Annotated in this window: 22 protein-coding genes; 11 read left to right on the plus strand and 11 right to left on the minus strand. The window is 70.6% G+C overall.

Going from position 1 to position 24,182, the window contains the following annotated elements; genetic code table 11:
* The first annotated feature begins 222 nt into the window (after positions 1-222).
* Positions 223-2,352, plus strand: coding sequence for a prolyl oligopeptidase family protein (locus tag ASD35_RS10860; protein WP_056874941.1), 2,130 nt, complete (start codon positions 223-225; stop codon positions 2,350-2,352).
* Between the two features lie 31 nt (positions 2,353-2,383).
* Here ASD35_RS10860 and ASD35_RS10865 read toward each other — a convergent pair whose 3' ends face one another.
* The 3 genes from ASD35_RS10865 to ASD35_RS10875 are packed head-to-tail and all read right to left on the minus strand — an operon-like array spanning position 2,384 to position 4,824.
* Positions 2,384-3,664, minus strand: coding sequence for a hypothetical protein (locus ASD35_RS10865; RefSeq protein WP_056874942.1), 1,281 nt, complete (start codon positions 3,662-3,664; stop codon positions 2,384-2,386).
* A gap of 58 nt (positions 3,665-3,722) precedes the next feature.
* The gene (locus ASD35_RS10870; protein ID WP_056874943.1) at positions 3,723-4,382 is read right to left on the minus strand and encodes an alpha/beta hydrolase; all 660 of its coding nucleotides are present in this window, start codon (positions 4,380-4,382) and stop codon (positions 3,723-3,725) included.
* Positions 4,375-4,824: an N-acetyltransferase gene (locus tag ASD35_RS10875; protein ID WP_056874944.1), complete on the minus strand. Its 450-nt coding sequence runs from the start codon at positions 4,822-4,824 to the stop codon at positions 4,375-4,377. Before ASD35_RS10875 ends, ASD35_RS10870 begins: the two co-directional genes overlap by 8 nt.
* A gap of 51 nt (positions 4,825-4,875) precedes the next feature.
* Here ASD35_RS10875 and ASD35_RS10880 point away from each other — a divergent pair, with 51 nt between their 5' ends.
* Entirely contained in the window at positions 4,876-5,547 is a 672-nt protein-coding gene (locus ASD35_RS10880; protein ID WP_056874945.1) for a histidine phosphatase family protein, read from the plus strand.
* An 83-nt stretch (positions 5,548-5,630) separates the two neighbouring features.
* Here ASD35_RS10880 and ASD35_RS10885 read toward each other — a convergent pair whose 3' ends face one another.
* On the minus strand, positions 5,631-6,239 hold the full coding sequence (locus tag ASD35_RS10885) for a PEP-CTERM sorting domain-containing protein (RefSeq protein ID WP_056874946.1): 609 nt from the start codon (positions 6,237-6,239) through the stop codon (positions 5,631-5,633).
* Positions 6,240-6,448: 209 nt separating this feature from the next.
* Here ASD35_RS10885 and ASD35_RS10890 point away from each other — a divergent pair, with 209 nt between their 5' ends.
* Positions 6,449-7,672, plus strand: coding sequence for an SAM-dependent methyltransferase (locus tag ASD35_RS10890; RefSeq protein ID WP_056874947.1), 1,224 nt, complete (start codon positions 6,449-6,451; stop codon positions 7,670-7,672).
* 61 nt (positions 7,673-7,733) lie between these two features.
* Positions 7,734-9,536, plus strand: coding sequence for a thiamine pyrophosphate-requiring protein (locus ASD35_RS10895; protein ID WP_056874948.1), 1,803 nt, complete (start codon positions 7,734-7,736; stop codon positions 9,534-9,536).
* 317 nt (positions 9,537-9,853) lie between these two features.
* On the opposite strand, the gene ASD35_RS10900 is transcribed toward ASD35_RS10895, so the two are convergent.
* The 3 genes from ASD35_RS10900 to ASD35_RS10910 all read right to left on the minus strand — a co-directional run bounded on the left by ASD35_RS10900 (position 9,854) and on the right by ASD35_RS10910 (position 13,217).
* Positions 9,854-10,381: a YcnI family protein gene (locus ASD35_RS10900; protein ID WP_056874949.1), complete on the minus strand. Its 528-nt coding sequence runs from the start codon at positions 10,379-10,381 to the stop codon at positions 9,854-9,856.
* Positions 10,382-10,392: 11 nt separating this feature from the next.
* Entirely contained in the window at positions 10,393-12,750 is a 2,358-nt protein-coding gene (locus ASD35_RS10905) for a TonB-dependent receptor (protein ID WP_082580077.1), read from the minus strand.
* Between the two features lie 80 nt (positions 12,751-12,830).
* Complete coding sequence (locus ASD35_RS10910; RefSeq protein WP_056874950.1) at positions 12,831-13,217, minus strand: DUF2946 family protein; 387 nt, start codon at positions 13,215-13,217, stop codon at positions 12,831-12,833.
* A gap of 119 nt (positions 13,218-13,336) precedes the next feature.
* Here ASD35_RS10910 and ASD35_RS10915 point away from each other — a divergent pair, with 119 nt between their 5' ends.
* From ASD35_RS10915 to ASD35_RS10925, 3 genes are read left to right on the plus strand one after another with little or no spacing between them, the layout of a single operon-like run.
* Positions 13,337-13,966 (plus strand): hypothetical protein, encoded by a 630-nt coding sequence (locus ASD35_RS10915; RefSeq protein ID WP_056874951.1) that lies wholly within the window; start codon positions 13,337-13,339, stop codon positions 13,964-13,966.
* 3 nt (positions 13,967-13,969) lie between these two features.
* Positions 13,970-14,764 carry a hypothetical protein gene (locus tag ASD35_RS10920; RefSeq protein ID WP_056874952.1) on the plus strand — a complete coding sequence of 265 codons (795 nt, stop codon included), beginning with the start codon at positions 13,970-13,972 and terminating at the stop codon, positions 14,762-14,764.
* Positions 14,764-16,053, plus strand: coding sequence for a hypothetical protein (locus ASD35_RS10925; RefSeq protein ID WP_157275491.1), 1,290 nt, complete (start codon positions 14,764-14,766; stop codon positions 16,051-16,053). The genes ASD35_RS10920 and ASD35_RS10925 overlap by 1 nt, the downstream gene beginning before the upstream one ends.
* On the opposite strand, the gene ASD35_RS10930 is transcribed toward ASD35_RS10925, so the two are convergent.
* Genes ASD35_RS10930 through puuE form a run of 4 tightly spaced genes read right to left on the minus strand, consistent with a single transcriptional unit; the run spans position 16,042 to position 20,458 of the window.
* Entirely contained in the window at positions 16,042-17,262 is a 1,221-nt protein-coding gene (locus ASD35_RS10930) for an ArgE/DapE family deacylase (RefSeq protein ID WP_056874954.1), read from the minus strand. The two genes, ASD35_RS10925 and ASD35_RS10930, sit on opposite strands and share 12 nt — an antisense overlap.
* 2 nt (positions 17,263-17,264) lie before the next feature.
* A complete protein-coding gene (locus ASD35_RS27125; RefSeq protein WP_157275492.1) occupies positions 17,265-17,726 on the minus strand; it encodes a hypothetical protein in 462 nt (153 codons plus the stop codon).
* Between the two features lie 9 nt (positions 17,727-17,735).
* A complete protein-coding gene (uraD, locus tag ASD35_RS10935; RefSeq protein ID WP_056874955.1) occupies positions 17,736-19,505 on the minus strand; it encodes a 2-oxo-4-hydroxy-4-carboxy-5-ureidoimidazoline decarboxylase in 1,770 nt (589 codons plus the stop codon).
* Entirely contained in the window at positions 19,502-20,458 is a 957-nt protein-coding gene (gene puuE, locus ASD35_RS10940; RefSeq protein ID WP_056874956.1) for an allantoinase PuuE, read from the minus strand. Before puuE ends, uraD begins: the two co-directional genes overlap by 4 nt.
* Before the next feature lie 32 nt (positions 20,459-20,490).
* Here puuE and uraH point away from each other — a divergent pair, with 32 nt between their 5' ends.
* The 4 genes from uraH to ASD35_RS10960 all read left to right on the plus strand — a co-directional run bounded on the left by uraH (position 20,491) and on the right by ASD35_RS10960 (position 24,181).
* On the plus strand, positions 20,491-20,844 hold the full coding sequence (gene uraH, locus ASD35_RS10945) for a hydroxyisourate hydrolase (protein WP_056874957.1): 354 nt from the start codon (positions 20,491-20,493) through the stop codon (positions 20,842-20,844).
* Entirely contained in the window at positions 20,834-21,601 is a 768-nt protein-coding gene (gene xdhC / locus ASD35_RS10950; protein ID WP_369819201.1) for a xanthine dehydrogenase accessory protein XdhC, read from the plus strand. Before uraH ends, xdhC begins: the two co-directional genes overlap by 11 nt.
* 106 nt (positions 21,602-21,707) lie before the next feature.
* Entirely contained in the window at positions 21,708-22,889 is a 1,182-nt protein-coding gene (locus ASD35_RS10955; RefSeq protein ID WP_056874958.1) for a urate hydroxylase PuuD, read from the plus strand.
* Complete coding sequence (locus ASD35_RS10960; RefSeq protein ID WP_056874959.1) at positions 22,886-24,181, plus strand: glycerate kinase; 1,296 nt, start codon at positions 22,886-22,888, stop codon at positions 24,179-24,181. Before ASD35_RS10955 ends, ASD35_RS10960 begins: the two co-directional genes overlap by 4 nt.
* The last annotated feature ends 1 nt before the right edge of the window (position 24,182 follow it).

A 24,182-nucleotide genomic window follows, 5' to 3' on the forward strand; every position in this document is an offset into this window, starting at 1 on the left:
TCCAGTCGGTCCCCCAGGGGAGACGGCGATGCTTGTGGCATTCAGCCGCAAGCACATCGCCCGCCGACCCGCCTTGGGAGCGGCCCAGCGTTCGGCCCGGAAGGTTCAGTGCTGCGAGGCCTGCTGCGGGTTATTGCTGTCAGGGCTTCATCGCATGACCATCGGCGCCCCCGAGCGGGCGCACGGACAATCCGCGGCTCCACGAATCACGGACACCGCTCGATGAAGCTCACCCTGTCTGCCATCACCCTCGCTGCCGTCGTCGCCACAAGCGCACACGCCCAGTCGCTGACCTACCCCGTCACGCGCAAGGCCGACCAGATCGACGCCTACCACGACACCGCCATCGCCGACCCCTACCGCTGGCTGGAGGACGACAACAGCGCCGAGACCAAGGCCTGGGTGACGGCGCAGAACCAGGTCACCGACAAGTTCCTCGAAGCCATGCCGCAGCGCCTGCCGGCGCGCCGCATCTACACCGAGCTCTACAACTTCGAGCGCTACGGCATCCCCTTCACCGAAGGCGGCCGCTACTTCTGGAGCCGCAACGATGGCCTGCAGCAGCAGAACGTCATCTACACCGCCAAGTCGCTGAAAGACACCCCGGTGGTGGCACTCGACCCCAACCTGCTGTCCAAGGACGGCACGGTGGCCTTGTCCGGCCTGGTGCCCTCGCGCGACGGCAAGCTGCTGGCCTACGGCACCGCCGGCGCCGGCTCGGACTGGCAGGTCTGGAAGGTGCGCGACCTCGCCACCGGCCAGGACCTGGAGGACAAGATCGACTGGGTCAAGTTCAGCGGCGCCGCCTGGACGGCCGACGGCAAGGGCTTCTTCTACTCACGCTATGACGCACCCAAGGAAGGCGCCAAGCTGACCGGTGCCAACTACTTCCAGAAGCTCTACTACCACCGCCTCGGCACGCCCCAGGCCGACGACGTGCTCGTCACCGAGAACCGCGACGACAAGGAATGGGGCTTCGGCGCCGAGGTGTCGGACGACGGCCAACTGCTGCTCATCAACGTCTGGAAGAGCGCCGGCAGCAAGAACGGCTTGATGGTGCTGCCGCTGCCCAAGGGCGCCTTCGCCGGCGGCAAGCCCCAGCCCATCACGCTGGACTTCGACGCCATGTACAGCCCCGTCGCCGTGACCGGGGGCAAGCTCGTCGTCAAGACCGACAAGGACGCGCCGCGTGGCAAGCTGGTCGCCATCGACCTGAAGAACCCGGCGCCCGCCGGCTGGAAGACGCTGGTGGCCGAAGGCCCCGACGCGATGACCGCCGCCTCCGGGGTCGGCGGACGCTTCCTGCTGAGCTACCTGAACGATGCCGCGACGCTGGTGCGCGTGCATGGCGCCGGCGGCAAGCGCCTGTCGGAAGTGAAGCTGCCGGGCGTCGGCACCGCCAGCGGCTTCGGCGGCCGCTGGAGCGACACCGAGACGTTCTTCAGCTACACCAGCCTCACGACACCGTCCGAGATCCACCGCTACGACGTCAAGACCGGCAAGATCGAGCTGTTCAAGAAGCCCAAGACCGCCTTCAACGCCGACGACTACGAGACCCGCCGCGAGTTCGTCACGAGCAAGGACGGCACGCGCTTCCCCATCTTCATCGCCGCCAAGAAGGGCCTGAAGCTGGACGGCGCCAACCCGACGCTGCTGTACGGCTACGGCGGCTTCAACATCCCCATCACGCCCACCTACGGCGTCACGGCCGCCAGCTGGCTGAAGATGGGCGGTGTCTACGTCATCGCGTCCATTCGCGGCGGCGGCGAGTACGGCTCGGCCTGGCATGAAGCGGGCACCAAGTTGCGCAAGCAGAACGTCTTCGACGACTTCATCGCCGCCGGCGAATGGCTGGTGAAGAACAAGGTGGCCAGTCCGCAGACGCTCGCCGTCAATGGCGGCTCCAATGGCGGCCTGCTGGTCGGCGCCGTCGCCAACCAGCGGCCCGACCTGTTCGCAGCCGCCGTGCCGCAGGTCGGTGTGATGGACATGCTGCGCTACCAGAACTTCACCATCGGCTGGGCCTGGGCCACCGACTACGGCACCAGCAGCGACAACGCCGAGATGTTCAAGGCGCTGTACGCCTACTCGCCGCTGCACAACATCCGCAGCGGTGCCAAGTACCCGGCCATCATGGTCACCACGGCCGACCATGACGACCGCGTCGTGCCGGCGCACAGCTTCAAGTACGCCGCCGCGCTGCAAGCCGCCGACACCGGCCCGGCCCCCAAGCTGATCCGCATCGAGACCAACGCGGGCCATGGTGCCGGCAAGCCCACCTCCAAGATCATCGAGGAGCGCAGCGACATCCTGGCTTTCATCGCCAACACGATGAAGCTGGAAGTGAAGTAGCCGCACAGAGGCGCTCACGCGCCTCGCGCTGCTAGAAGTTCACCGCCTTGGTCTTGAGCCCGCGGGCCACCAGCGTCGCGTTGACCAGCTGCGCCTGCTCACGGCTCGGGAACGGCCAGATCGTCGCGCGCCAGCCCTCGGGCGTCTGGATGACGTCGGCCTGCAGCGCCTGCGGGTTGCTGTGCACGCCGGCCAGGCCGGCCTGCATCTTCTTCAGCAGCGCCTCGGCCTCCGCCTTGCTGCCCGGCGGGCCGACCAGCGCGACGGCCACCGCGCCCGGCGCCTGGGCCAGGCGCGCCAGCCGCGGATCGGCGGGCTCGGCCTTGGCGGACACCGCGGCGGAAGCTTTGTCGGCAACCCCGTCGGCCGCCTTCTTCTCGGCTGCTGTATCCGGGGGCTTCTCGGCCGCCTTTTCGGCAGGTTTCTCGGTGGCTTTCTCGGGCGCCTTGCCACCCAGCATCGGCGGCAGCACCTTGCCGTCGGCACGCTGGACGAGGCGCGGGCGGATGTCGGGCGGCGGCTCGCTGGAGGCGGCATCGCCTGGCTCCGGCAGCGACGCCGCCGGGACCGGCGCGGCGGCGGCCTCGGGCTGAGAAGCCGGTACGGGCACGGCCGCCGAGGCGGGCTGCGGCACTTCGATCGGTGCGGAGGCCGCCACCGGCACGGGTGGCGCCACCGGCTCCGCCGCCCGCTGCGGCCAAAGCAGCCACGCTGCCACGGCGACCAGCACCGCCAGCGTGCCTGCCGCGATGCCGACGCGTTTCGGGTCCCACAGCCGGCGGCCAATGATCTGCGACGGGATGCCGCGGCCCGCCAGCACGCGGGTGCGGCTCTCGCCCACGTCGATGCCGGCACTCATCAGATAGAGCTCGAACGGCCAGCCGCTGTGCGCGTTGGCGCGCCGCTCGTCGATGACGATGACGCGCCACGGGCGCGATTCCGGCGCGGCGGGCGGCTCGGCAAAGCCATGCGCCAGCGCGAACTGCTCGATGCGCGCCGGGCTCAGGCCGGGCAGGAATTTCTCGTTGAAAGCCCGCCACTGCGTCCGCGGGCGGCGGCTCAGCAGCCGGGGCAGGTCCTTCAGCCGTTGCGACCAGACGGCCCAGCGCGAGACGGGCGGCGTGCCGGCCAGTGCATCGAAGGCGCTGACCGCGTCGGTGAGCACCGGCTCGACGAAGCCGCCGGCCTGCGCGGTCGCGCGCACGAAGGGCAGGGCGACCACGCCGATGGTGTGCACGCTGTCCGCGGTGATGCGGCGTGCAAGCGGGTGGCGGTTGTGCCAGTCAACGATCTGTTCGGCCAGGCGCTCCATGACGCATCGATCATCGCCCGGCGCCTGGCGGGCCGGCGCGCGGAAGAGCGGCCGGAATTCAGCCCAGTTGTTTCAGCAGCCAGGCATTGAGGTCTTCGATCTCCTCGGCGCAGACCGAATGCGGCATCGGGTAGTCGTGCCACTCGACCTCGTGGCCCAGCGCGCGCAGCGCGTCGCGGCTGGCCATGCCGCGCGCCGGGGCGACGATGGGGTCCTGCGTGCCATGGGCCAGGAAGATGGGCAGGTCGGCATTGGCGTCCGACCGTTCGGCGGCGGTCGTGGCGGCCAGCGGCACGTAGCCCGACAGCCCCACCACGCCGCCCAGGCGGTGCGGGTAGCGCAGGGCGGTCATCAGCGCCATCGCGCAGCCTTGCGAGAAGCCGAGGAGCACGATGCGCTCCGCCGGCACGCCGCGCTCGCGTTCGCGGTCGATGAGTTCGGCGATCTGCGCCTGCGATTCGCGCAGGCCGGCCTCGTCCTCCCGGCGCACCAGGTCGGTGACCAGGATGTCGTACCAGGCGCGCATCACATAGCCGTTGTTGATCGTCACCGGCCGCGTCGGCGCATGCGGGAACACGTAGCGGATCGCGCCCAGCGTCTGCAGGCGCAGCTCGCCGCAGATGGGCACGAAGTCGAAGCCGTCGGCGCCCAGGCCGTGCAGCACGATCAGCGTCGTGCGCGGTTGGGGGCCGGTCTCGATCTCATGGGTTTCAAGCATGGGGTTTCCAATCCTTGCGGTGCAGTTCAAAGCGTTTGTCGCCGTGGGTGTCCAGGCCGTCGCCCGCCGGCTGCCAGCCGGCGCGGCGGTAGAACGCCTCGGCGCGGGAACCCGGCTGGGTTCCGAGGTTCAGCCGGTCATGGCCCTGGGCGAACAGCCAGGCGACCATCACGTCGTGCAGCTGGCGGCCGTAGCCCTGGCCGTGCAGCGGCGGGTCCACGAACATGGCCCAGATGTGGCCGTCGCGGGCATCGCCGATGGCAAAGCCCGCGATGCGCCCGGGTGCCAGCTCGACGACCCAGCCGCGGCCGTGGTCCTCCAGGTGGGCATGCAGCTCGGCGTCCGGGATGCGCCCCGGCGTCAGCCGGTTCTCGGTGACGGCGTAGCGCACGCGCCAGAGTTCGGCGGTGTCGTCGCGGGTGGCTTGTCGGAGGCGTGACATGGCGTCATTGTCGCGACAGGCGCGGCCCCGCCCGCGGGCCATCATGCACGCATGGGAAGCCTCTACCTCGTCCGCCACGGCCAGGCCAGCTTCGGCGCGGCCGACTACGACCAGCTCAGCGCCAGGGGCCATGAACAGTGCCGCCACCTCGGTGCCTACTGGCGCGAGCGCGGCCAGCGCTTCGACGCCGTCTTCACCGGCACGCTGCGCCGGCATGCGCAGTCGCTGGCCGGCATCGCCGAGGGCTACGGCGAGGACCTGCCTGCGGTCGCGCTGGCGGGCCTGAACGAATACGACAGCGAGGCGGTGGTGCGTGCCATCCATCCCGGGCCGCTCAGTGCACCGACCGACCCCGAGACCGTCAAGCAGCACTTCCGCCTGCTGCGCCAGGGCCTGCTGGCCTGGATGCGCGGCGAGACCGCGCCGGTGGGCATGCCGGCGCATGCGGACTTTGCCGCCGGCGTGGCCGATGCGCTGGCCCGCGTGCTGGCGCTGGGCGTCGGCAAGCAGGCGCTCATCGTGTCCAGCGGTGGGCCGATTTCGACGGCGGTGGCCCAGGTGCTGGGCGCGCCGGCCGAGACCTGCGTCGAGTTGAACCTGCGGCTGCGCAACTCGGCCGTCACCGAGTTCGCCTTCAACCCCAAGCGGCACCACCTCGTCACGTTCAACACGCTGCCGCACCTGGACACCGCCGACACGCGTGGCCACGTCACGCACGCCTGAGCCGCTGAACTCTGAAGGGCAATGCACAAGGCCCCGCTGCCGGGTGGCAGTCGGGGCCTTGATCGCCGCGATGCGGCGCCGGGTCAGGCGCGGATGCGGCGGCGGGCGAGGGCCAGGCCGGCCAGCGCGAGGCCGGCGAGTGCCAGCGAAGCCGGCTCGGGCAGCTTGTTGGCAGCCGCGGTGCTGGCCAGCGTCTGGGCGAGCAGGTCGCCGGTGCCGACGAAGCTGGCCGGCTTGTTGCGAGTGGCCTCCTGCCAGACGGTGAAGCTGGCCTTCAGCTGCGGCGCCGTGACGCTGCCGATGTTGATGCCGTTGCCGAGCAGGTCGATCGTGAACAACAGGTCGTTGCTCAGCGGCAGGTCGGGTGTCGCGTCCAGGCAGATCGACTGCGAGTTCGCGTTGGCATTGCAGCCATTGCCGGTCACTTCACCGGCCGTGTAGAGCCACTGGATGCTGCTGGCGGGCGCGGGGTTCACCGTCACCTGCACGCCGGTCAGCGTGCTCAGGTTGCCCAGGCCCTTGAAGCCCAGGTAGCCCAGGTGGGTGGCGGGCGCCCAGTTGCCGGTGGCGTCCAGGGCGTTCTGGATGCGCAGCGTGAAGGTGTTCGCATCCACGCCGTGGTACGTGAAGTCCACGCCCTGCGTCGAATAGCTGAAATCCGCGTGTGCGGACGTGGCGGCCAGGGCAGTCATTACAGCGGCTGCCAGCAGGCGAATGGACTTGGACATCGTTCGGGCCCCCCTTGAAGTTATGTTGAGCCCGGACGGGCTTCAAACTAGGGGGTGACTCTAGGGATGCCGCTTGTGCGACGCATCCCCGCGCCACGGGGGTGCGGGATGGCCAGACAGTCAGCGGAAGGCTTTGTAATGACGCGGCGGGCGGGCCGCGACAATCCCGGTCGATGTTCACCCGCCTGATCACCCAACCTCCCGCCGCCACGGCCCCGGCCCACGAGCGCTTTGTCCATCTGGTGCGGCTGGCCCTCGCCGGCGGGCAGTTCGGCAAGCTGCTGCTGTCCGGCCCGGTGGGCGACGAGGACGACGTCGAACGCCTGACCGTGCGCGCCATCGAGCTGCGTGGCGAGCCGGCGCTGAGCTTCCTTTGGCGGCACCGCACCAAGGACGTCACCAAGAACCACGCGCCCGAGGCCGGCCTGGCCGAGATCGCCGCGCTGCTGGGCGCGCGCTTTCGCAACGCCCACCTGCACACCGCGACGGAGGAGGTGCAGTTCGCCGTCAGCCGCAAGGGCCGCGAGACGCTGCGGGCGACGCGCATCGATGGCGCCGAGGCGCCGGCACCGGGCGCGCACGACAAGGCCAAGCAGCGACCGCTGGACATCGCCCACCCGGTCTGGTCGGCGCTGGGCCTGACCCACCTCGTCAAGGGCGAGCCGGCGCTGGTGCCGGCCATGGCGCGAAAGTGGAAGCAGATCAACCGCTTCGTCGAGATCCTGTCCTCGGCCGTCGAGGAAGCCGGCCTGCGGGGCCCCGTGCGCGTGGCCGATTTCGGCTCCGGCAAGGGCTACCTGACCTTTGCCGTGCACGACTGGCTGCAGTCGCACGGCCTGCAGCCGCGCGTCACCGGCATCGAGCTGCGCGACGACATGGTCAAGCTCTGCACGGCCATCGTCGAAGGCGAGAACCTCGCCGGCCTGCGCTTCGACCAGGGGGACGTGCGCACGCAGGCCGTGCAGCCGCTGGACGTGATGATCGCGCTGCATGCCTGCGACATCGCGACCGACCATGCGCTGCACGTCGGCCTGCAGTCGGGCGCCAGGGTGATCATGAGTTCGCCCTGCTGCCACAAGGAACTGCGCCCGCAGATGACGCTGCCGGCGGTGCTGCGGCCGATGCTGCAGCATGGCATCCACCTGGGCCAGGAGGCCGAGATGGTGACCGACTCGCTGCGCGCCCTGCTGCTGGAGAGCCAGGGCTACCGCACGCAGGTGTTCGAGTTCATCGCGCTGGAGCACACCAGCAAGAACAAGATGATCCTGGCCGTGAAGGCGCAGGGCGCCGCCGCCGAGGCGCTGGCCGCGCGCCGGCCCGAGCTGCTGGCGCAGGTCGCCGAGATCAAGCGGTTTTACGGGCTGCGGGAGCAGCGGCTGGAGCAGTTGCTGGCCTGACGCCCGCCGCCCGGGCGCGCGGCTTGCCGCGTTGGCCGCCTGTGCAACGTCAGGAACAGGCATGAGCAAGACCGTGAGCGACCAGCTGCTGCAGCGGCTGCATGAGTGGGGCGTCCGCCGCATCTACGGCTATCCGGGCGACGGCATCAACGGGCTGATGGGCGCCTTCAACCGCATGGGCGACCAGATGGAATTCGTGCAGGCCCGCCACGAGGAGCTGGCGGCCTTCATGGCCACCGCGCATGCCAAGTTCACCGGCGAGGTGGGCGTGTGCCTGGCCACCTCGGGGCCGGGCGCCATCCACCTGCTCAACGGCCTGTACGACGCCAAGGCCGACCACCAGCCGGTGGTGGCTATCGTGGGCCAGCAGGCCCGCTCGGCGCTGGGGGGCGACTACCAGCAGGAGGTGGACCTGCTGAGCCTGTTCAAGGACGTGGCCCACGAATACGTGCAGGTGGCCATGGTGCCGGCGCAGGTTCGCCACCTGGTGGACCGCGCGATGCGCATCGCGCGCGACCAGCGCTGCGTGACCTGTGTCATCGTCCCCAACGACCTGCAGGACATGGACGCCGTCGAGCAACCGCCGCGTGAGCACGGCACGGTGCATTCCGGCATCGGCACGACCTACCCGCCGCTGGTGCCCGACGCCGAAAGCCTGCGTGCTGCGGCCGCTGTGCTCAACGCCGGCCAGCGCGTGGCCATCCTCGCGGGCGCCGGGGCGCTGCACGCCACCGACGAGCTGATCGCCGTGGCCGACGTGCTCGGTGCGGGCGTCGCCAAGGCCTTGCTCGGCAAGTTCGCGGTGCCCGACGACCTGCCCTGGGTGACCGGCGCCATCGGCCTGCTGGGCACCGTGCCCAGCTGGGAGCTGATGAGCGGCTGCGACACCTTGCTGATGGTGGGCTCCAGCTTTCCCTACTCGGAGTTCCTCCCGAAGGAAGGCCAGGCGCGGGGCGTGCAGATCGACCTGGATGGCCGCAAGGTGTCGCTGCGCTACCCGATGGAGCTCAACGTCGTGGGCGACAGCCGGCGCACGCTGCAGGCACTGCTGCCGCTGCTCGAGCGCAAGGCGGACCGAAGCTGGCGCGACCGCATCGAGGCCAGCGTGCGCGACTGGTGGGCCGTGCTGGAAAAGCGGGCGATGAACGAGGCGTCGCCCGTCAACCCGCAGCGGGTGTTCTGGGAGCTGTCGCCGCAGCTGCCGGACAACGCCATCCTGACCGTCGATTCCGGCACCAGCGCCGCCTGGTATGCGCGCGACGTCAAGGCGCGGCGCGGCATGATGGGCTCGCTCTCGGGCGGCCTGGCCACCATGGGCAACGCCGTGCCCTACGCGATCGCCGCCAAGATGTGCCACCCCGGCCGCCCGGTGATCGCACTGGTGGGCGACGGCGCGATGCAGATGCTGGGCATCAACGGCCTGATCACCATCGCCCACCACTGGAAGCGCTGGGCCGACCCGCGGCTGGTGGTGATGGTGTTGAACAACGGCGACCTCAACATGGTCACCTGGGAGCAGCGCGTGTCCGAAGGCGACCCGAAGTTCAGCGCCTCGCAGGACCTGCCGGCCTTCCCCTTCGCCGAGTACGCACGCCTGCTCGGCCTGCAGGGGCTGCGGGTGGACCGGCCGGAGCAGGTCGCCGGCGCCTGGGCGCAGGCCCTGGCGGCCGACCGGCCCGTGCTGCTGGAGGTGATGGCCGACCCCAACGTGCCGCCGCTGCCGCCGCATCTGGACCTTCGGCAGGCCGGGCATTACCTGAAGGCGCTGCTGCAGGGCGACCCGGATGCGAAGCAGGTCATCACCGCGACGATGCGGGAGGCCTGGGACGGGCTGGTCACACGCCATGTCAAGGCAAAAAACTGAAAACAAAACGCCCCGGACGGCAGGGCCGTCGGGGCGCAAGAGCGCTTCACGCCGCCCGGGACTGGCACCTTGCGGTGCGCGTGGGGCTGCGGCGTGCATCACAGCGCAGGCGGCTCCGCGGGCGACACGGGGGTGACGCTTGCGGGCCGGAACTTTCGTGCTTCTCAGGGTCGCGGGCGGCTCGCGTACCGCCTCGCCAGGGGCCGCAACGTTGCCGGGGGCCGTGCACTGGTGACGGGATGAATCATCGGCGCTGACCCCCCGGAACAATGCCGCGATCAACCGGGGCTGAGGGGCGCTAATTCCGCTTCAGGACCTCAGTGCGCGTGCGCCGGCGCGCCCGCCGGCACCAGCTTCAGCCGCACCGCCGGGGCGCGCGGCCTGGGGTTGGCGGCGGTCGGCAGCTCCGCCCAGTGCCATTCGCCCTGCGTGCAGACCTGCCGCACCGGGAACCACAGCTCTACAGCGTCCGCCGGCAGCGTGGCGCGCAGCACGAACTCGTCGTACCAGGCGTCCTGAAGGAAGTGGGCCTCGCCGTCGGCCGTCCAGCGCACCTCGGCCAATTCGTCGGTGACGGGCTTGCCATGGCTGTCATAAGGCGTCTTCAAGGCGCGGCGCTTCGTCGTCATGGTCCAGCCTGGCTTGGGCATGGGCTTGGCGCCGCGCAGGCCCTCGGGCAGCGTGACGACGATCTCCTTCGTCGGCGCGCCGCCTTCGCAGCCGTGGCCGACCTTGAAGGTGGCGCGGTAGCTGCTGCCGGCCGCAGCCTCGGGCTGCTCGAGCGTGATGTGGGCGTGGGCAGCGCCGGCGAGGGCGCACAGCAGGGTGGCGAGGGTGGTTTTCATGGCTCGGGTCCTCAGAGATCGAACTTCAGCTCGGCGCAATAGCTGCGCTGCGGGTAGGGGTGGAAGTTCCAGTACTTGGCGTTGTTCAGGTTGTCGATGCCGAACGCGGCGCTCCACTGGCGGTCGATCTTCCACAGCACGCGCAGGTCGGCCGTCGCGTACCGGCTGACACCCATGTAGGCAAAGCCGTTCACGTCGGCATTGTTCAGCGTGCGGTACTGGCGGCCGCTGTAGCGGGCGGCGAGGCTGGCGCTCCAGTGCGTGTCCAGGCGCCATGTGGCCAGCGCGGTGGCGCGCCAGCGCGGGATGTTGGGCTGCCACCTGCCGAGCGTGTCACCGGCCGTCGCGACGAAGCCGCGGTTGGCCTTGATCCTGGAGTCGGTGTAGGTGGCGCTGGCGGACAGGTCCAGCCCCTGGACCAGCCAGTCGGTCGCGGCGAGCGTGGCCTCCAGGCCGGTGGTGCCGATCCTGTCGATGTTCTGCACGCGGGTGATGTTGCGGTTGGCGGCGGCGTCGAAGGCGGTCTGCGAATACAGCGAGTCCCGCGTCGTCTCGGCGAACAGGGTCAGGCGCGACTGGAGGGCACCCAGCGTCGTCTCGGCGCTCAGCTCGGCCGTCCAGGATGTCTCGGGCTTCAGGTCAGGATCGTTGATGTATTGGGCATTGGTCGTCGACGTGGCGCCGTACAGCTCCGCCACCGTGGGCATGCGTACCGCGCGGCCCAGCGAGGCCTTGATGACCGTCTCCGGCGTGGCCTGCCACGACAGCGCCGCCTTGGGCGACAGGAAGGTCGCGCTGCGCGCCGCGTAGGCCCGGCCGGCGGCGGCGGAGAAGTCGGTGCGGCCGTCGCGCGCCTGCCAGTGCTCGGCGCGCACGCCCAGCACCGCCTTCCAGTCGTCCGCCGGCAGCCAGGCGTCCTGCGCGTAGGCGCTTTGCAGCCGCGTGCGGCCGCTCACGTTGGAGGTCAGCGCGCTGGCGCCGTCGGCCAGGTAGTTGCCGACGATGCTGGACGTGGCGTGGCTGAGCTTGTAGCTGTCCTGCTGCACGCCGAGGTCCACCACATGCGCGGTGCCGGCGGGCCGCCAGATGCCCTTCAGCGCCAGCGTGTGCCAGCCCGTGCCGCTGCCATCGGCCAGCGTGCCGGCGCCACCGGTGCGGGCTGCAGGCTGCGTGTTGGTGACGGCGTTCTGGCGCTTGTCGTCGGTGCGGTAGTCGTACAGGCTTGCGGCGGCTTCCCAGTCCCATTCGCCGCCGCCGCGGCTCTTGATCGACACGCCGTGCATCACGTGCAGCAGCTTCTCGCGCGTCAGCGCGAAGTCGGCGCCGGTCAGCGCCGCATAGGGCTTGCCGTCGATGACGATGGCGCCGCTGGTGATGGTGTCGCCCGCCGCGTTGCGCAGGTAGCTTTCAGAGTTGCCGTCCGCGTCGTTGCGCCACAGGCCCATCACGTAACTGGCCCGCAGCGTGGCGCCGACGTCGTACGCCAGCTTCAGCTTGAGGTGGTCCTGGCGGGTGCCGTACTGCGTGCCGGCGCCGAGCAGGTACCAGGGCTGGCCGCTGCTGTTGGGCACCAGGACGGCGCCCGTCACCGGCGTGCCCTGGGCGGCTGCGGTACCTGCACTGGCCAGCCGGTTGGCAAAGGTCAGCGGCTGGCCGTCGCTGTCGGTGCGGTTCAGGTTGACCCACCAGCTCAGGTCACCGGCGCGGTCGCCCACGGACGCGCTGGCCTGCCAGGCGCGGTAGGTCGCCTTCGTGCCGTAGAGCTCGAAGGGTTGCGACACGTAGGCCAGCTTGGCGTGGGCCTCGAACCGGCTCGGCATGCGCGTCACGTAGTCGACCACGGCGCCGGCCGAATTGCCCGGGTAGGCGGCGGAGAACGGGCCGTACATGACGTCCACGCGCGCGATCTCCTCCGGCGTCACCAGCCCCCAGCGCGGCGGGAAGCTCAGGCCGCCGACGCCGTTGCCCAGGTAGTTGGACAGCAGGATGCCGTCGGCATAGACGGCCGAACGCGCGCTGTTGCCGGTGCCCGAGGCGCGGCTGGACAGGATGGCGTGGTTGTAGTCGCCGATGTAGCGCTTGCGCACCAGCAGGCTGGGCAGGTACTTCAGCGCGTCTTCCGAGTCGGTCGCGTTGACGCTGCGCTCGATGTCTTCACGCATCACCGTCTCGCGCGTGGTGGGGATGTTGCTGGGCAGCGAGCTGGGCGAGGCGCCCTGCACGCGCACCAGGGCGAGCTTGGTGCGCGAGGCGGCCGGCGCGGCGGCGAGCGCCTCGTGCAATTCGGGGTCGCATTCGTCGCAGGCGTGGGCGGAGAAAGCGGCGGCGCAGAGTGCGGCGGCCGCAGCGAGCGGGTGGCATCGGATCATGGGAATCGCTTCAGACTGAGCGGGCGTGCGAAGGCACGGCGGCGCCAGGCGTGCGTTCACGCCGGCGGGCGGGCAGGGGCTCAGTGCAGGGCGGGCGGCGCGCGGGCCGGCGCGCTCACCCAGGCATGGGCGGTGCGCGGTGCGCTCCAGAAGCGCTCGGGGGCGCTGAAGGCGAGGTCGCTGCGCAGCAGCGGCAGCAGCCCGGCCGGCGGCGGTGCCGCCGGGTCAGCACTGCCGTGGTGGCAGGCCGGGCAATGGCCCTGGGCCAGCAGGTCCAGGGCGGCCTCGACCGGCTTGGGCTTGCTGACGCCGACCGACGGCGCGCGGCAGACGTCCTGCCAGCCGCCGATGTCACCGCGCGCATGCGCCAGCGCCGCACTGAGGCCCGGCGCCAGCAGCGCCAGCACGAATACCGCCAGCAGCCACCAGGATTGGCGGCGCGCGCGGGCGTGGGTGAGGCGTGGCATGGGCGGAAGTTTAGGCGGCACCCCCTGCGCGCGCTTGTCGCAGGTCAAGCGGCGCTGCGGCGCGACGTTCTCTCCTTTGGGGTTGCCGGCGGGCCAGGCGCAGGCAGACACTGCGCGCCATGGAAGCCGCCGCGCCGCCGAAGTCGCTGCCAGCCCGCATGCTCGGCTGGATGGGTGCGGAGGCGCCCAAGCTGATCGCCAGCGTCGTCGTCCTCGTGCTGGGCTTCTGGATCAAGGACTCGGTGGACCTCGCCATCAAGCAGCGCCAGCTCGACCTCAGCTACACGAAGGAGATGCTGGGCCTGCTGCAGAAGCTCACCGAGGAGGAGGACCTCGACAAACTCCGCAACAGCGCGGTCGTGCTGGCGTCGTTTGGCGAGCCGGCGCTGCCGGCCCTGCTGATGGAGCTGCGCCGGCCCGGCCTGCATGCGCTGGCGGCGGTGTGGGGCCTGGAAGCCATGGCCGTGCGCGAGCCGCAGACCTTGTGCCGCGTGCTGCCGCCGCTGCTGCTCAAACGCAACCGGCACTACGACATCGGCGCTCACCGCGAGCTGCTGGGCCTGATCGGCGACAACGGCTGCCGCAAGGCGCTGCCGCAGCTGCGCCGCTACCGCGACTTCGTGGACGCCGCCGTGGCCGGCAAGCCCGCCGAGCTGGGCCAGCGCCTTCGCGATGAAGTGGCCGCGCCGGCCGAGGCCTATCCGCGCCTGAAGCAGGCCGTGGACGAGGCCATCACCAACCTGGAGTGATCCATGCTGCGATCCTGCCTGCCGGCCCTGCTGCTGCTTGCCGCGAGCACGCAGGCCGCCGTCGTCAACTGCGCGCCGGCGTCGAGCGGGTTCACCGTGCTGCTCAGCGAACCCAGCGGCGGCGCGCTGCCCGACCGTGCGGCCGTCGAGCGCTTCCTGAACAAGCTGCAGTTCCAGCTCGACCAGGAGCGCGACGAACGCTGGATCAACCCGGGTGCCGCGCCGGTGGCCTTCCGCGCCTGCCTCAAGCGCGCGCCGGCGCTGGATGGCAGCGAGTTCAGCGCCGAGGTCGTCGAGCAGCTCAACGACCAGCGCGTGCTGCTGGAGGTCTGGGGCGTCGTCGAACGCGACGGCACGCCGCCGGCGCTGAGCGCGCAGATCAACTACCTGCTGGTGCCGCTGCGCTTCGCGGCCGACCAGCGCGAGACGGTGCCGGCCGGCCTGCAGCGCCTGCGCTACCCGGAGGCGGGCGCCGCGCCGACGCAGGACGCCGTGCAGCTCGTCTCCCGCCCGCTGGACCTGGACGCCTTCATCGCCACCAGCCTGGGGCTGAAGCTGCTGCGCGAACGCGCCTACGAGCCGGCGCACGCCAACCTCTGCCGCGCCCACGGGCTGCTGGGCGCCATGCTCAAGCGCGGGCTGACCGGCCGCAGCAAGGCCGAGCTGACATCCCTGCACGCCCATGTGCTGGCCAGCGCCACGCGCACGCTGCGCGAGGCCCTGGCCGACCCGGCCTACCCCAAGGCCGGCCTGCTGCGCCTGCAGCAGCCGGCCCAACCCTGCGCGGGAGGCGAATGATGCTGCGCCGTCTGCTGACGCTCCTGCTGGCCCTGGCGCTCACCGCGCTTACTGCGCTCATGGCGCCCGCGCGGGCCGCGATGTTCAACCGGCCCTGCTCCGACCCCGTCGTCTTCCGCGGCGCGGCCGTCAACGCGCTGGTGCTGCCCTGGCGGGCCGACGGCGGCTCGGCGGCGCTGCAGGCCGCCAGCCGGCAGGCCTCGTCGCTGGCGCACCTGCAGCTGCTGATGGGCATGTTGCCGCTGGGCTCGGTGGGCGCCGTGGACCTGGTGGCCGAGCCGGGCGGCGTGTGCGATGTGGACGAGGTGCTGGCCCGTGTCAGCCGCGGCGGCGAGAGCGCTGGCAGGCTGGCGCGCGGCCAGGCGGTGCTGGCCCTGTGGGGCCGGCTGTTCGAGCAGGACGGCGAACTCTTCGTGCAGACCTATCTGCGCTTCTCCCGCCAGGGCGAGGCCGGCCTGATGCCCGAGACGCTGGCGCTGACCTGGGGCGGCGCCGAGCTGAAGGCCGGCCTGCCGATGCAGGCGCTGGCCTTCGCGCCGCGGCGCATCCGGCTCGACGATCTGGCCCGCATCGACGCCGCCAGCCGCAACGCGCTGCGCGTGCGCGCGGCGCCGTATGCGGATTCGCCGGGCGTGGAGATCGGCAGCTCGCCGCGCCAGAGCTTTCCCTACTCGGTGACCGAGCAGCGCGGCGACTGGCTCAAGCTGGCGCCGATGCGGGCGGGGCTGCCGCAGGGCTGGGTGAAGGCGCGCAGCGGCGACGAGGTGCCCGACTGGTCGCTCTCGCGCTGGCTGCCCGAACTGGACTACGCCGAGGCCGTGGCCGGCTGGCTGCGGCTGCAGGTGGGGGGCATGAGCGAGGCCGAGCGGGTGCGCATGGCGCGCGATGTCGAGGCCGGGCTGGCGCGCTATGAGGCGGCCGTGCCGCTGGAGGCGGCACCCGCGGCCTGGGGCCTGGCCGCCGCGCTGCGCGGCCACCTGGCCTGGGCGCGCGGCGACCGTGCGGCGGCGGCCGCGCTGTTCGCCGCGGCCCGCGAGAGGCTGCCTGCCTCGGCCGCCGCGGCCAATCTGGCGGCGGTGTCGGCGCTCAGCGGCGTGCCGGCCGGGCCGGACACCGCCCAGCGCCTGGGCCGAGGCCTGCTCGGCGGGCTGGCGCTGGCGCCGGAAGACGCGATGCTGCGCGCCAACCTCGCGGCGCTGTATCGCATCTATGCCGACAAGCCGGGCTGGAGCCCCTTCGGCGCGACGGAGCTGGCCGAGCGCCAGCAAGTGCTGCGTTCAGCGCGCTAGCAGTTCGGCCAAGGTGCGTGCGACGACTTGCGTCGCGCGCCGGAGGTCGTCCAGCACCAGGTGCTCGTCGGCGCGCTTGGCATTACTCTCCAGCACCGTGCGCGGCCCGGCGCCGTAGATGGCGGCCGGGATGCCGTGCGCCGTGTACAGGCGCACGTCGGTGTACAGCGGCGTGCCCGAGGTCGGGATGGGCTCGCCGAACACCGCCTCGCCATGCTTCTGCAGCGCGGCGATCAGCGGCGCGGCGCCGGGCAGCGGCTTCATGGCATGGGCGAGCAGCAGGCGCTTGATCTCCAGCTTCACGCCGGGGCTCTGCGCGACGGCGGCCTCGATCAGCGCGCGCACCTCGGCCTCGACGGCGGCCGGGTTCTCCTCGGGGATCATGCGGCGGTCCAGCTTCAGCACCACCTTGCCGGGCACGACATTGGTGTTGCTGCCGCCTTCGATGCGGCCCACGTTGAGATAGGGATGCGTGATGCCCGGCACCTCGGACAGCCGCGTCTTCAGCACGTCGTTGTGCGCGTACAGCGCCGTCAACAGCTTGTTGGCGGCCTGCAGCGCGTCGATGCCGGTGCTGGGGTAGGCCGCATGCGAGGCCAGGCCATGCAGCGTCACCTCCATCTGCAGGCAGCCGTTGTGCGCGGTGACGACCTGGTAGCTGAAGCCCGCGGCGATCAGGAAGTCGGGCTTGGTCAGGCCCTGCTTGAGCAGCCAGCCGGGGCCCAGCTCGCCGCCGAACTCCTCGTCGTAGGTGAAGTGCAGCTCCACGGCACCCTTCAGTGGCAGGCCCGAGTGCTTCAGTGCCAGCAGCGCGAAGGTGTAGGTCGCGAAGTCGCTCTTGCTGACGGCGGCCGCGCGGCCATACAGCTTGCCATCGACGATCTCGGCGCCATAGGGGTCATGCGTCCAGCCTTCACCCGGCGGCACCACGTCGCCGTGGGCGTTCAGCGCGATGGTCGGGCCGTAGCTGCTGAAGCGGTGGCGCACGATCAGGTTGGTGACGGACTGCATGCCGGCCTTCTTGACCGCGGGTGCGGGCACGGCGTGCTTCTCGACCTCGAAGCCCAGTTCAGCCAGCAGCTCGGCCATGCGGTCCGCATGCGGCGCGTTGTTGCCGGGCGGGGTGTCGGTGGGGATGCGGACGAGGGCTTGCAGGAAGCGGACTTCGTCGTCGAAGTGGCTGGTGATCCAGGTGTCGGTTGAATTCATGCTCAGTTGGTCGATGTGAAGTCAGCAATGATCTGGCCGTTGGAAAGTGCGATGCATGCCATGAATTCAAGCCGAGCGTCGTGGGATAGCTGGCCCTCGGTCAAGTGGATCGGTTCATGCAAAGCTTGTGCTTTGCGATGGAGCGCAGCAACTTCTTCGAGTCGTTGTTTGAAGTAGGCCCGGTAGTCCTCCGAAAGCGTCTCTGCGAACGCGAGAGCGTTGAGATAGCTGCCCACCGCTTGGAACGCAGCCTCTCCTGATAGAACGAAACGCTTTCCAACCTCGATCGCCAGTTCGGGATGGAGACGCCGAAGTTCTTCGCGACGCGTGTTGAGGTCCGGTGATTCATCGGGTTTGCAGTGGTAAACCGCAAAAAAATATCTCGCGAATGCCTCTTCGCTGCCATCTAGCGTTTCCTCCAGCGCATTCGTGGAGGCGAACCTCAGACGCAATTGCTGGTTCATTAGGCGCCTCTAGCTTAGGTCAGCGGTGTTTTGACAAAGCAAGCAGAACGTTTTGACCGCCAGCTCCGCGTCATCCACCGTCACCGACTCCAGCGGGTTGTGGCTGATGCCGCCATTGCCGCCGCGCACGAACAGCATGGCCTGCGGCAGCAACTCGTGCAGCTTCATCGCATCGTGCCCCGCGCCGGAGGGCAGGCGGTGCAGGGGCAGGCCCAGTTCGGTGACCGCAGCCTCCCAGCGCGCCTGCCAGGCGGGATCGCTCGGCGCGGCATTGGCGGCCAGCGTGGGTTGCAGTGTGAAGCTCAGGCCGCGGCGCTGGCAGATCTCTTCCAACTTGGCGCGCACATCGGCGTCCAGTGCGTCGCGTGCTTCGTCGGTCGTTGCGCGCAGGTCCAGGCTGAAGCGGCAGCGGCCGGGGATGACGTTGATGGAGCCGGATGGCACCTCCAGCATGCCGACCGTGCCGACGACGTCGGGCACGGCGGCGGCGCGTTGTTCGGTGAACAGGATCAGCTCCGCCACGCCCGCGGCGGCGTCGCGGCGCTGGCCCATGGGCGTGGTGCCGGCATGGCTGGCCAGGCCGACGATCTCGCCGGTGTAGCGGCGGCTGCCGTTGATGCTGGTGACGATGCCCAGCGGCAGGTCCAGGCTGTCGAGCACGGGGCCTTGCTCGATGTGGACTTCGACGAAACCGAGGTAGCGCGACGGGTCACGCTTGATGGACTGGATGCTCTCCATCGTGCCCGGCAGCCCGGCGGCCTGCATCGCGTCGCGCAGCATGATGCCCGCCGCGTCGGCGCCTTCCAGCCAGGCCGGCTGGAAGGCGCCGACCAGTGCGCTGGAGCCGAGGAAATCGGCCGGGAAGCGCTGGCCCTCTTCCTCGGAGAAGCCGACGACCTCCAGGCCGAAGGGCAGGCGCCGACCGGCGCGGTGCAGTTCGCGCACGACCAGCATGGGCACGAAGATGCCCAGCCGCCCGTCGAAGCGGCCGGCGCGGCGCACGGTGTCGTAGTGGCTGCCGGTCAGCAGGCGCTGTTGTGTGGAGATATCACCGGTGCCGTTGTAGACGCCCACCACATTGCCCACCGCGTCGCGGCGGACCTCGTCGAAGCCGCAGTCGCGCATCCAGGCCATCAGCTGCTCGGCCACGGCCGTGTGCGTGGGCGTGGCGTAGGTGCAGGTCAGGAAGCCTTCCGTCTCGCTGTGCGCGGCCAGCGCGGCGGCCCAGTCCCAAAGTTGCTCGCCCAGCTCCGGCCTGACACCGAACTTGTCGTTCAGGCGGATCTCGGCGATGCGGTGGATCTGGCGCAGGCATTCGGCCCGCTCCACGTCCGGGTGGGCGCGCAGCCGGCGCTCGAAGGTGGCGATGATCTCGGCGCGCGTGAAGCCGGTGCCCCGCGGGCCGCGCACCGCGAGGATGAAGGGCCAGCCGAAGCGCGCGTTGTAGTCGGCGTTGAGCTTTTGCAGCTTGGCGAATTCTTCGGGCGTGCAGGCGGTCAGCCCCGCCTTCTGCTGCTCGTTCGTCGACTCCGCCGTCAGCTCGCCCGCGACGGCGGCCTTGCCGGCCAACTCGGGGTGGGCGCGGATCAGGCCGAGTTGCTCGTCGATGCCGGCCTCCCGCACGACGCGTGCCAGCGCCACCTTCAGCGCGGCCAGCGACTTGAAGGGCCTGGCCGCCGCGGCGCGTTCGGCGATCCACGGCGAATGTTCATAGGTGCCGTCCAGCAGCGCGACGAAGTCGGCCGCGGCGGCGTCGTTGAGGTCATCGAGTTTCATCATTCCCAGACGAAGGCCGTCTTGGCATCAAAGGGGTGGACGGTCTTCCAGTGCCGCGCGATGTCCAGCCGCCGGCAGACCCACACGCGGTCGTGCGCCTCGATGTGGTCGAGGAACTTCTGCAGCGCGCGCAGGCGCCCCGGGCGGCCGAGCAGCCGGCAGTGCATGCCGATGCTCATCATCTTGGGCGACTCGGCGCCCTCCGCGTAGAGCACGTCGAACGAGTCGCGCAGGTACTCGAAGAACGGCTCGCCATGGCTGAAGCCCTGTGGCAGCGCGAAGCGCATGTCGTTGCAGTCCAGCGTGTAGGGCACGACGAGGTGGGGCGCCAGGCTGCCGTCGGTCTTCTTCACCTGCAGCCAGAAGGGCAGGTCGTCGCCGTAGCAGTCGCTGTCGTACTCGAAGCCGCCGAAGTCGGCCACCAGGCGACGCGTGTTGGGGCTGTCGCGGCCGGTGTACCAGCCCAGGCCGTGTGGGTCGCGGCCGAGGGTCAGGCGCTTCAGCGACGCCATCGCCTGCGCCATGTGGGCACGCTCGGTGTCCTCGTCCATGCCCTGGTAGTGGATCCAGCGCCAGCCGTGCGAGGCGATCTCGTGGTCCAGCTCGACGAAGGCCTGCGTCACATCGGGGTGGCGCTCCAGCGCCATGCCGACGCCGAAGACGGTCAGCGGCAGCGCACGCTGCTCGAACTCTCTCAGCAGCCGCCACACGCCCACGCGCGAGCCGTATTCGTAGATGCTTTCCATGCTGAGATGACGCGCCGGATAGCTGGCCGGATTGAACATCTCCGACAGGAACTGCTCGCTGCCGGCATCGCCGTGCAGCACCGAGTTCTCGCCGCCTTCCTCGTAGTTCAGGACGAACTGCACGGCCACCCGGGCGCCGCCGGGCCATTGCGCCTGGGGCGGGTTCTCGCCGTAGCCGACCAGGTCGCGGGGATAGCGGACGTTGCTCATCCCTACACTTTGCATCAATCGACGGAGATTCCATGGGCAAGCTGACAACACATGTGCTGGACACCGCCAACGGTTGCCCGGCCGCCGGCATGGCCGTGCGCCTGTACCGCCTCGACACGGAAGGCCCCAAATGGCTGCGCAGCCTGCACCTGAATGGGGACGGCCGCGCCGACGGCCCGCTGCTGGACGGTGCCACGCTGACGGCCGGCCGCTACCGCCTCGTCTTCGAGGTGGCGGCGTATTTCCGTGCCCTGGGCCAGGCGCTGCCCGAGCCGGCCTTCCTGGACGAGGTGCCGCTGGACTTCGGTATTGCGGACCCGGACAGCCACTACCACGTGCCGCTGCTGGCGTCGCCTTGGAGCTATTCGACCTATCGTGGCAGCTGAAGCGCGCATCCTCGTCACCGTCGCCCGCACGAGCGGCAGCGTGCCGCGCGAGGTCGGGGCGTGGATGGCGGTGGCGACGGGTGGCGTCACCGGCACGGTCGGCGGCGGCCATCTGGAGTTCGACGCCATCGCGCGCTCGCGCGCCGCATTGGCAGGCGGTGAGCTGGCCGAGGAAGTGCGCTATCCACTCGGCCCCCGCCTGGGGCAATGCTGCGGCGGCGTCGTGTGGCTGCACTTCGAGCGCATCGCAGCGGATGAAGACCTGGCCGCCCGCCTGCCCGACGTGGCGCTACGGCCATTGGCCTTGTTCGGCGCCGGCCACGTCGGCCTGGCCATCGCCCGCATCGCGCGTGACCTGCCGCTGGCCCTGCACTGGATCGACAGCCGCGCCGACCAGTTCCCCGCTGACCCGCCCGCCCGTGGCTGGCGCCAGGAGGCGCTGGATCCACCCGCCGACGCGGTGCGCGACCTCGCGACCGGGTCGGCCGTGCTCATCATGAGCCACAGCCACGCGGAGGACTTCGACATCGTCGCCGCCTGCCTGAAGCGCCAGCGCGACCACTGCGACCTGCCCTTCATCGGCCTCATTGGCAGCCGCACCAAGTGGGCGAGCTTCCGCCAGCGGCTGGAGGTGCGTGGCTTCACCGAAGGCGAGCGCGACCAGGTTGTCTGCCCCATCGGCGTGCCCGGTGTGGCCGGCAAGCAGCCAGGCGTCATCGCCGTGGCGGCATTGGCACAGATCTTGTCGCTGCGCTGAATAAACTCGCGACCCGTCGCAGCGGTGTCGGGCGCTGGCAGCCCGCGGACGCGACCCATTGGCCTCACAGCACCCGCCGTGGTGGGGCCCGGAGAACCGCCGCTTCATGGACATCTACCTGCTCGACTGGGCCAGCCTGCTGCTTCGCTGGCTGCACGTCATCACCGTCATCGCGTGGATTGGCGCGTCGTTCTACTTCGTCTGGCTGGACAACCACCTCGTCAAGCCCACCGCCGGCGACCTCAAGGCCAAGGGCGTGGACGGCGAGCTGTGGGCCGTGCACGGCGGCGGCTTCTACAACCCGCAGAAGTACATGGTGGCGCCGGGCAATCTCCCCCAGGACCTCCATTGGTTCTATTGGGAGAGCTACTGGACATGGATGAGCGGCTTCGCGCTGTTCGTCGTGCTCTACCTGGCCAACGCCAGCCAGATGTTGATCGACCCGCGCGTGTACGCCTGGGGTGCGCCGTGGCAGGCGGTGGCGGCAGCGCTGGGCTTTCTGGTCGTCGGCTCGGCGGTGTACGACATCGCCTGCCAGGCGCTGGGGCGCACGCGCGATGGACAGATCGGCAACGACGGCCGCGTGCTGGCGGTGGTCGCGGCCTTCGTCGTCTTCGAGAGCTGGCTGGCCTGCCACCTCTTTGCCGGTCGCGCGGCCTTCCTGATCGTCGGTGCGACGCTGGCGACCATGATGGCGGCCAACGTCGCGCACTGGATCATCCCGGGCCAGAAGAAGGTCATCGCGCAGATGCGTGCGGGCCAGAAGCCCGACCCCATCCATGGCCAGCGCGGCAAGCAGCGCAGCGTGCACAACACCTGGTTCGGCCTGCCCGTGCTGATCACGATGCTGAGCAACCACTACGGCATGCTCTACCAGCATCCGCACAACTGGGTGGTGCTGTGCGTGCTGATGGCCGCGGGCGTGGCCATCCGCGTGTTCTTCGTCAAGCGCCACAAGGGCGTCAACAGCTGGGGCGCCGTCGCGCTGGCGCTGGCGCTGCTGGCTGCGCTCATCGTCTGGATGGCACCGCCGCCGCAGCCGGCCGCCGCGGCGGCGGCGCCGGTCACGCTGGCACAGGTGCAGGCGATCACCGCACAGCGCTGCCTGGCCTGCCACACCGGCGAGGTGGCGCAAAAGGGCGTGCGCCTGGACTCGGCCGAGGCGCTGACGGCGCACAAGGCGCAGGTCTACCAGCAGGTCGTCGTGCAGCGCGCGATGCCGCTGAACAACGCGACGGGCCTGACCGAAGACGAACGCGCGCTGATCGGCCGCTGGGCCAAGCCATGACGCTCGACCCGCGCGCGCTGTTGCGCCAGCTCTACGACGTGGCCGTCGCGCGCGCGTTGCCGGGCCGAGTGCTCGCCGCGCACCTGCCGCCGCCGCCGGACCCGGCCAAAGGGCGCACGCTGGTGCTCGGCGCCGGCAAGGCCGGCGGCGCGATGGCGCAGGCGCTGGAGGCCGCCTGGCCCGCCGAGGCGCCGCTGTCGGGCCTGGTCATCACGCGCTACGGCCATATGCCCAAGGGCTGGCGGCCGCGCCGGCTGGAGGTCGTCGAGGCGGCCCATCCCGTGCCTGATGCGAATGGCCTTGCCGCGACCGAGAAGCTGCTCGGGCTGACCCGCGGCCTCACGCGCGACGACCTCGTCATCTGCCTGATCTCCGGCGGCGGCTCGGCGTTGCTGAGCCTGCCCGCGCCCGGCCTGACGCTGGCCGACAAGCAGGCCGTCAACCGCGCGCTGTTGAACAGCGGCGCGGCCATCGGCGAGATGAACTGCGTGCGCAAGCACCTCTCGGGCATCAAGGGCGGGCGGCTGGCTGCGGCCTGCGCCCCGGCGCGGGTGCTGACGCTGGCGATCAGCGACGTGCCGGGAGACGACCCCGCCGTCATCGCCTCCGGCCCGACGGTGGCCGATGCGAGCACCTGCGCCGACGCGCTGGCCATCTGCCGGCGCTATCGCATCCAGCTGCCCGACGCCGCCCGCGCCGGCCTGGCGTCCGGTGCCTTCGAGACGCCCAAGCCCGGCGACGAACGCCTGGCCGGCCATGAACTTGTCATGCTCGCCACGCCGCAGGCCAGCCTGGAGGCCGCCGCTGCCGCGGCACGCGAGCAAGGCGTCGCCGCCTACATCCTCAGCGACGAGATCGAGGGCGAGTCGCGCGTCATCGGCGGCATGCATGCCGCGCTGGCCCGTGCCGTCGCGCGCCATGGCCAGCCATTCGCCAGGCCTTGCGTCATCCTGTCCGGCGGCGAGACGACGGTGACCGTCGATGCCGCCCGGCGCACGGGGCAGGGCGGCCGCGCGACCGAGTTCCTGCTCGGCTGCGCACTGGCCCTGCAGGGCGAGCCGGGCGTGCATGCGCTGGCGGCCGACACCGACGGCATCGACGGCGTCGGCCCGCATGCCGGCGCGCTGCTGACGCCCACCAGCCTGGCCCGCGCGCGGGCGCTGGGCCTCAACCCGCAGGCGCTGCTGGACGCGCACGACAGCGCGGCGTTCTTCGCGCCGCTGGGCGACCTGCTCACCCCGGGGCCCAGCTTCACCAACGTCAACGATTTCCGCGCGTTGCTGGTCGTTTAAG

The sequence above is a fragment of the Pelomonas sp. Root1444 genome, assembly GCF_001426885.1.
Taxonomy (GTDB): Bacteria; Pseudomonadota; Gammaproteobacteria; order Burkholderiales; family Burkholderiaceae_C; genus Pelomonas.

What these genes read in the sequence shown, in the direction of transcription:
- ASD35_RS10860 (WP_056874941.1), top strand. Translation starts at nt 223, where the DNA reads ATGAAGCTCACCCTGTCTGCCATCACCCTCGCTGCCGTCGTCGCCACA.
- ASD35_RS10865 (WP_056874942.1), bottom strand. Translation starts at nt 3,664, where the DNA reads ATGGAGCGCCTGGCCGAACAGATCGTTGACTGGCACAACCGCCACCCG.
- ASD35_RS10870 (WP_056874943.1), bottom strand. Translation starts at nt 4,382, where the DNA reads ATGCTTGAAACCCATGAGATCGAGACCGGCCCCCAACCGCGCACGACG.
- ASD35_RS10875 (WP_056874944.1), bottom strand. Translation starts at nt 4,824, where the DNA reads ATGTCACGCCTCCGACAAGCCACCCGCGACGACACCGCCGAACTCTGG.
- ASD35_RS10880 (WP_056874945.1), top strand. Translation starts at nt 4,876, where the DNA reads ATGGGAAGCCTCTACCTCGTCCGCCACGGCCAGGCCAGCTTCGGCGCG.
- ASD35_RS10885 (WP_056874946.1), bottom strand. Translation starts at nt 6,239, where the DNA reads ATGACTGCCCTGGCCGCCACGTCCGCACACGCGGATTTCAGCTATTCG.
- ASD35_RS10890 (WP_056874947.1), top strand. Translation starts at nt 6,449, where the DNA reads ATGTTCACCCGCCTGATCACCCAACCTCCCGCCGCCACGGCCCCGGCC.
- ASD35_RS10895 (WP_056874948.1), top strand. Translation starts at nt 7,734, where the DNA reads ATGAGCAAGACCGTGAGCGACCAGCTGCTGCAGCGGCTGCATGAGTGG.
- ASD35_RS10900 (WP_056874949.1), bottom strand. Translation starts at nt 10,381, where the DNA reads ATGAAAACCACCCTCGCCACCCTGCTGTGCGCCCTCGCCGGCGCTGCC.
- ASD35_RS10905 (WP_082580077.1), bottom strand. Translation starts at nt 12,750, where the DNA reads ATGATCCGATGCCACCCGCTCGCTGCGGCCGCCGCACTCTGCGCCGCC.
- ASD35_RS10910 (WP_056874950.1), bottom strand. Translation starts at nt 13,217, where the DNA reads ATGCCACGCCTCACCCACGCCCGCGCGCGCCGCCAATCCTGGTGGCTG.
- ASD35_RS10915 (WP_056874951.1), top strand. Translation starts at nt 13,337, where the DNA reads ATGGAAGCCGCCGCGCCGCCGAAGTCGCTGCCAGCCCGCATGCTCGGC.
- ASD35_RS10920 (WP_056874952.1), top strand. Translation starts at nt 13,970, where the DNA reads ATGCTGCGATCCTGCCTGCCGGCCCTGCTGCTGCTTGCCGCGAGCACG.
- ASD35_RS10925 (WP_157275491.1), top strand. Translation starts at nt 14,764, where the DNA reads ATGCTGCGCCGTCTGCTGACGCTCCTGCTGGCCCTGGCGCTCACCGCG.
- ASD35_RS10930 (WP_056874954.1), bottom strand. Translation starts at nt 17,262, where the DNA reads ATGAATTCAACCGACACCTGGATCACCAGCCACTTCGACGACGAAGTC.
- ASD35_RS27125 (WP_157275492.1), bottom strand. Translation starts at nt 17,726, where the DNA reads ATGAACCAGCAATTGCGTCTGAGGTTCGCCTCCACGAATGCGCTGGAG.
- uraD (WP_056874955.1), bottom strand. Translation starts at nt 19,505, where the DNA reads ATGATGAAACTCGATGACCTCAACGACGCCGCCGCGGCCGACTTCGTC.
- puuE (WP_056874956.1), bottom strand. Translation starts at nt 20,458, where the DNA reads ATGAGCAACGTCCGCTATCCCCGCGACCTGGTCGGCTACGGCGAGAAC.
- uraH (WP_056874957.1), top strand. Translation starts at nt 20,491, where the DNA reads ATGGGCAAGCTGACAACACATGTGCTGGACACCGCCAACGGTTGCCCG.
- ASD35_RS10955 (WP_056874958.1), top strand. Translation starts at nt 21,708, where the DNA reads ATGGACATCTACCTGCTCGACTGGGCCAGCCTGCTGCTTCGCTGGCTG.
- ASD35_RS10960 (WP_056874959.1), top strand. Translation starts at nt 22,886, where the DNA reads ATGACGCTCGACCCGCGCGCGCTGTTGCGCCAGCTCTACGACGTGGCC.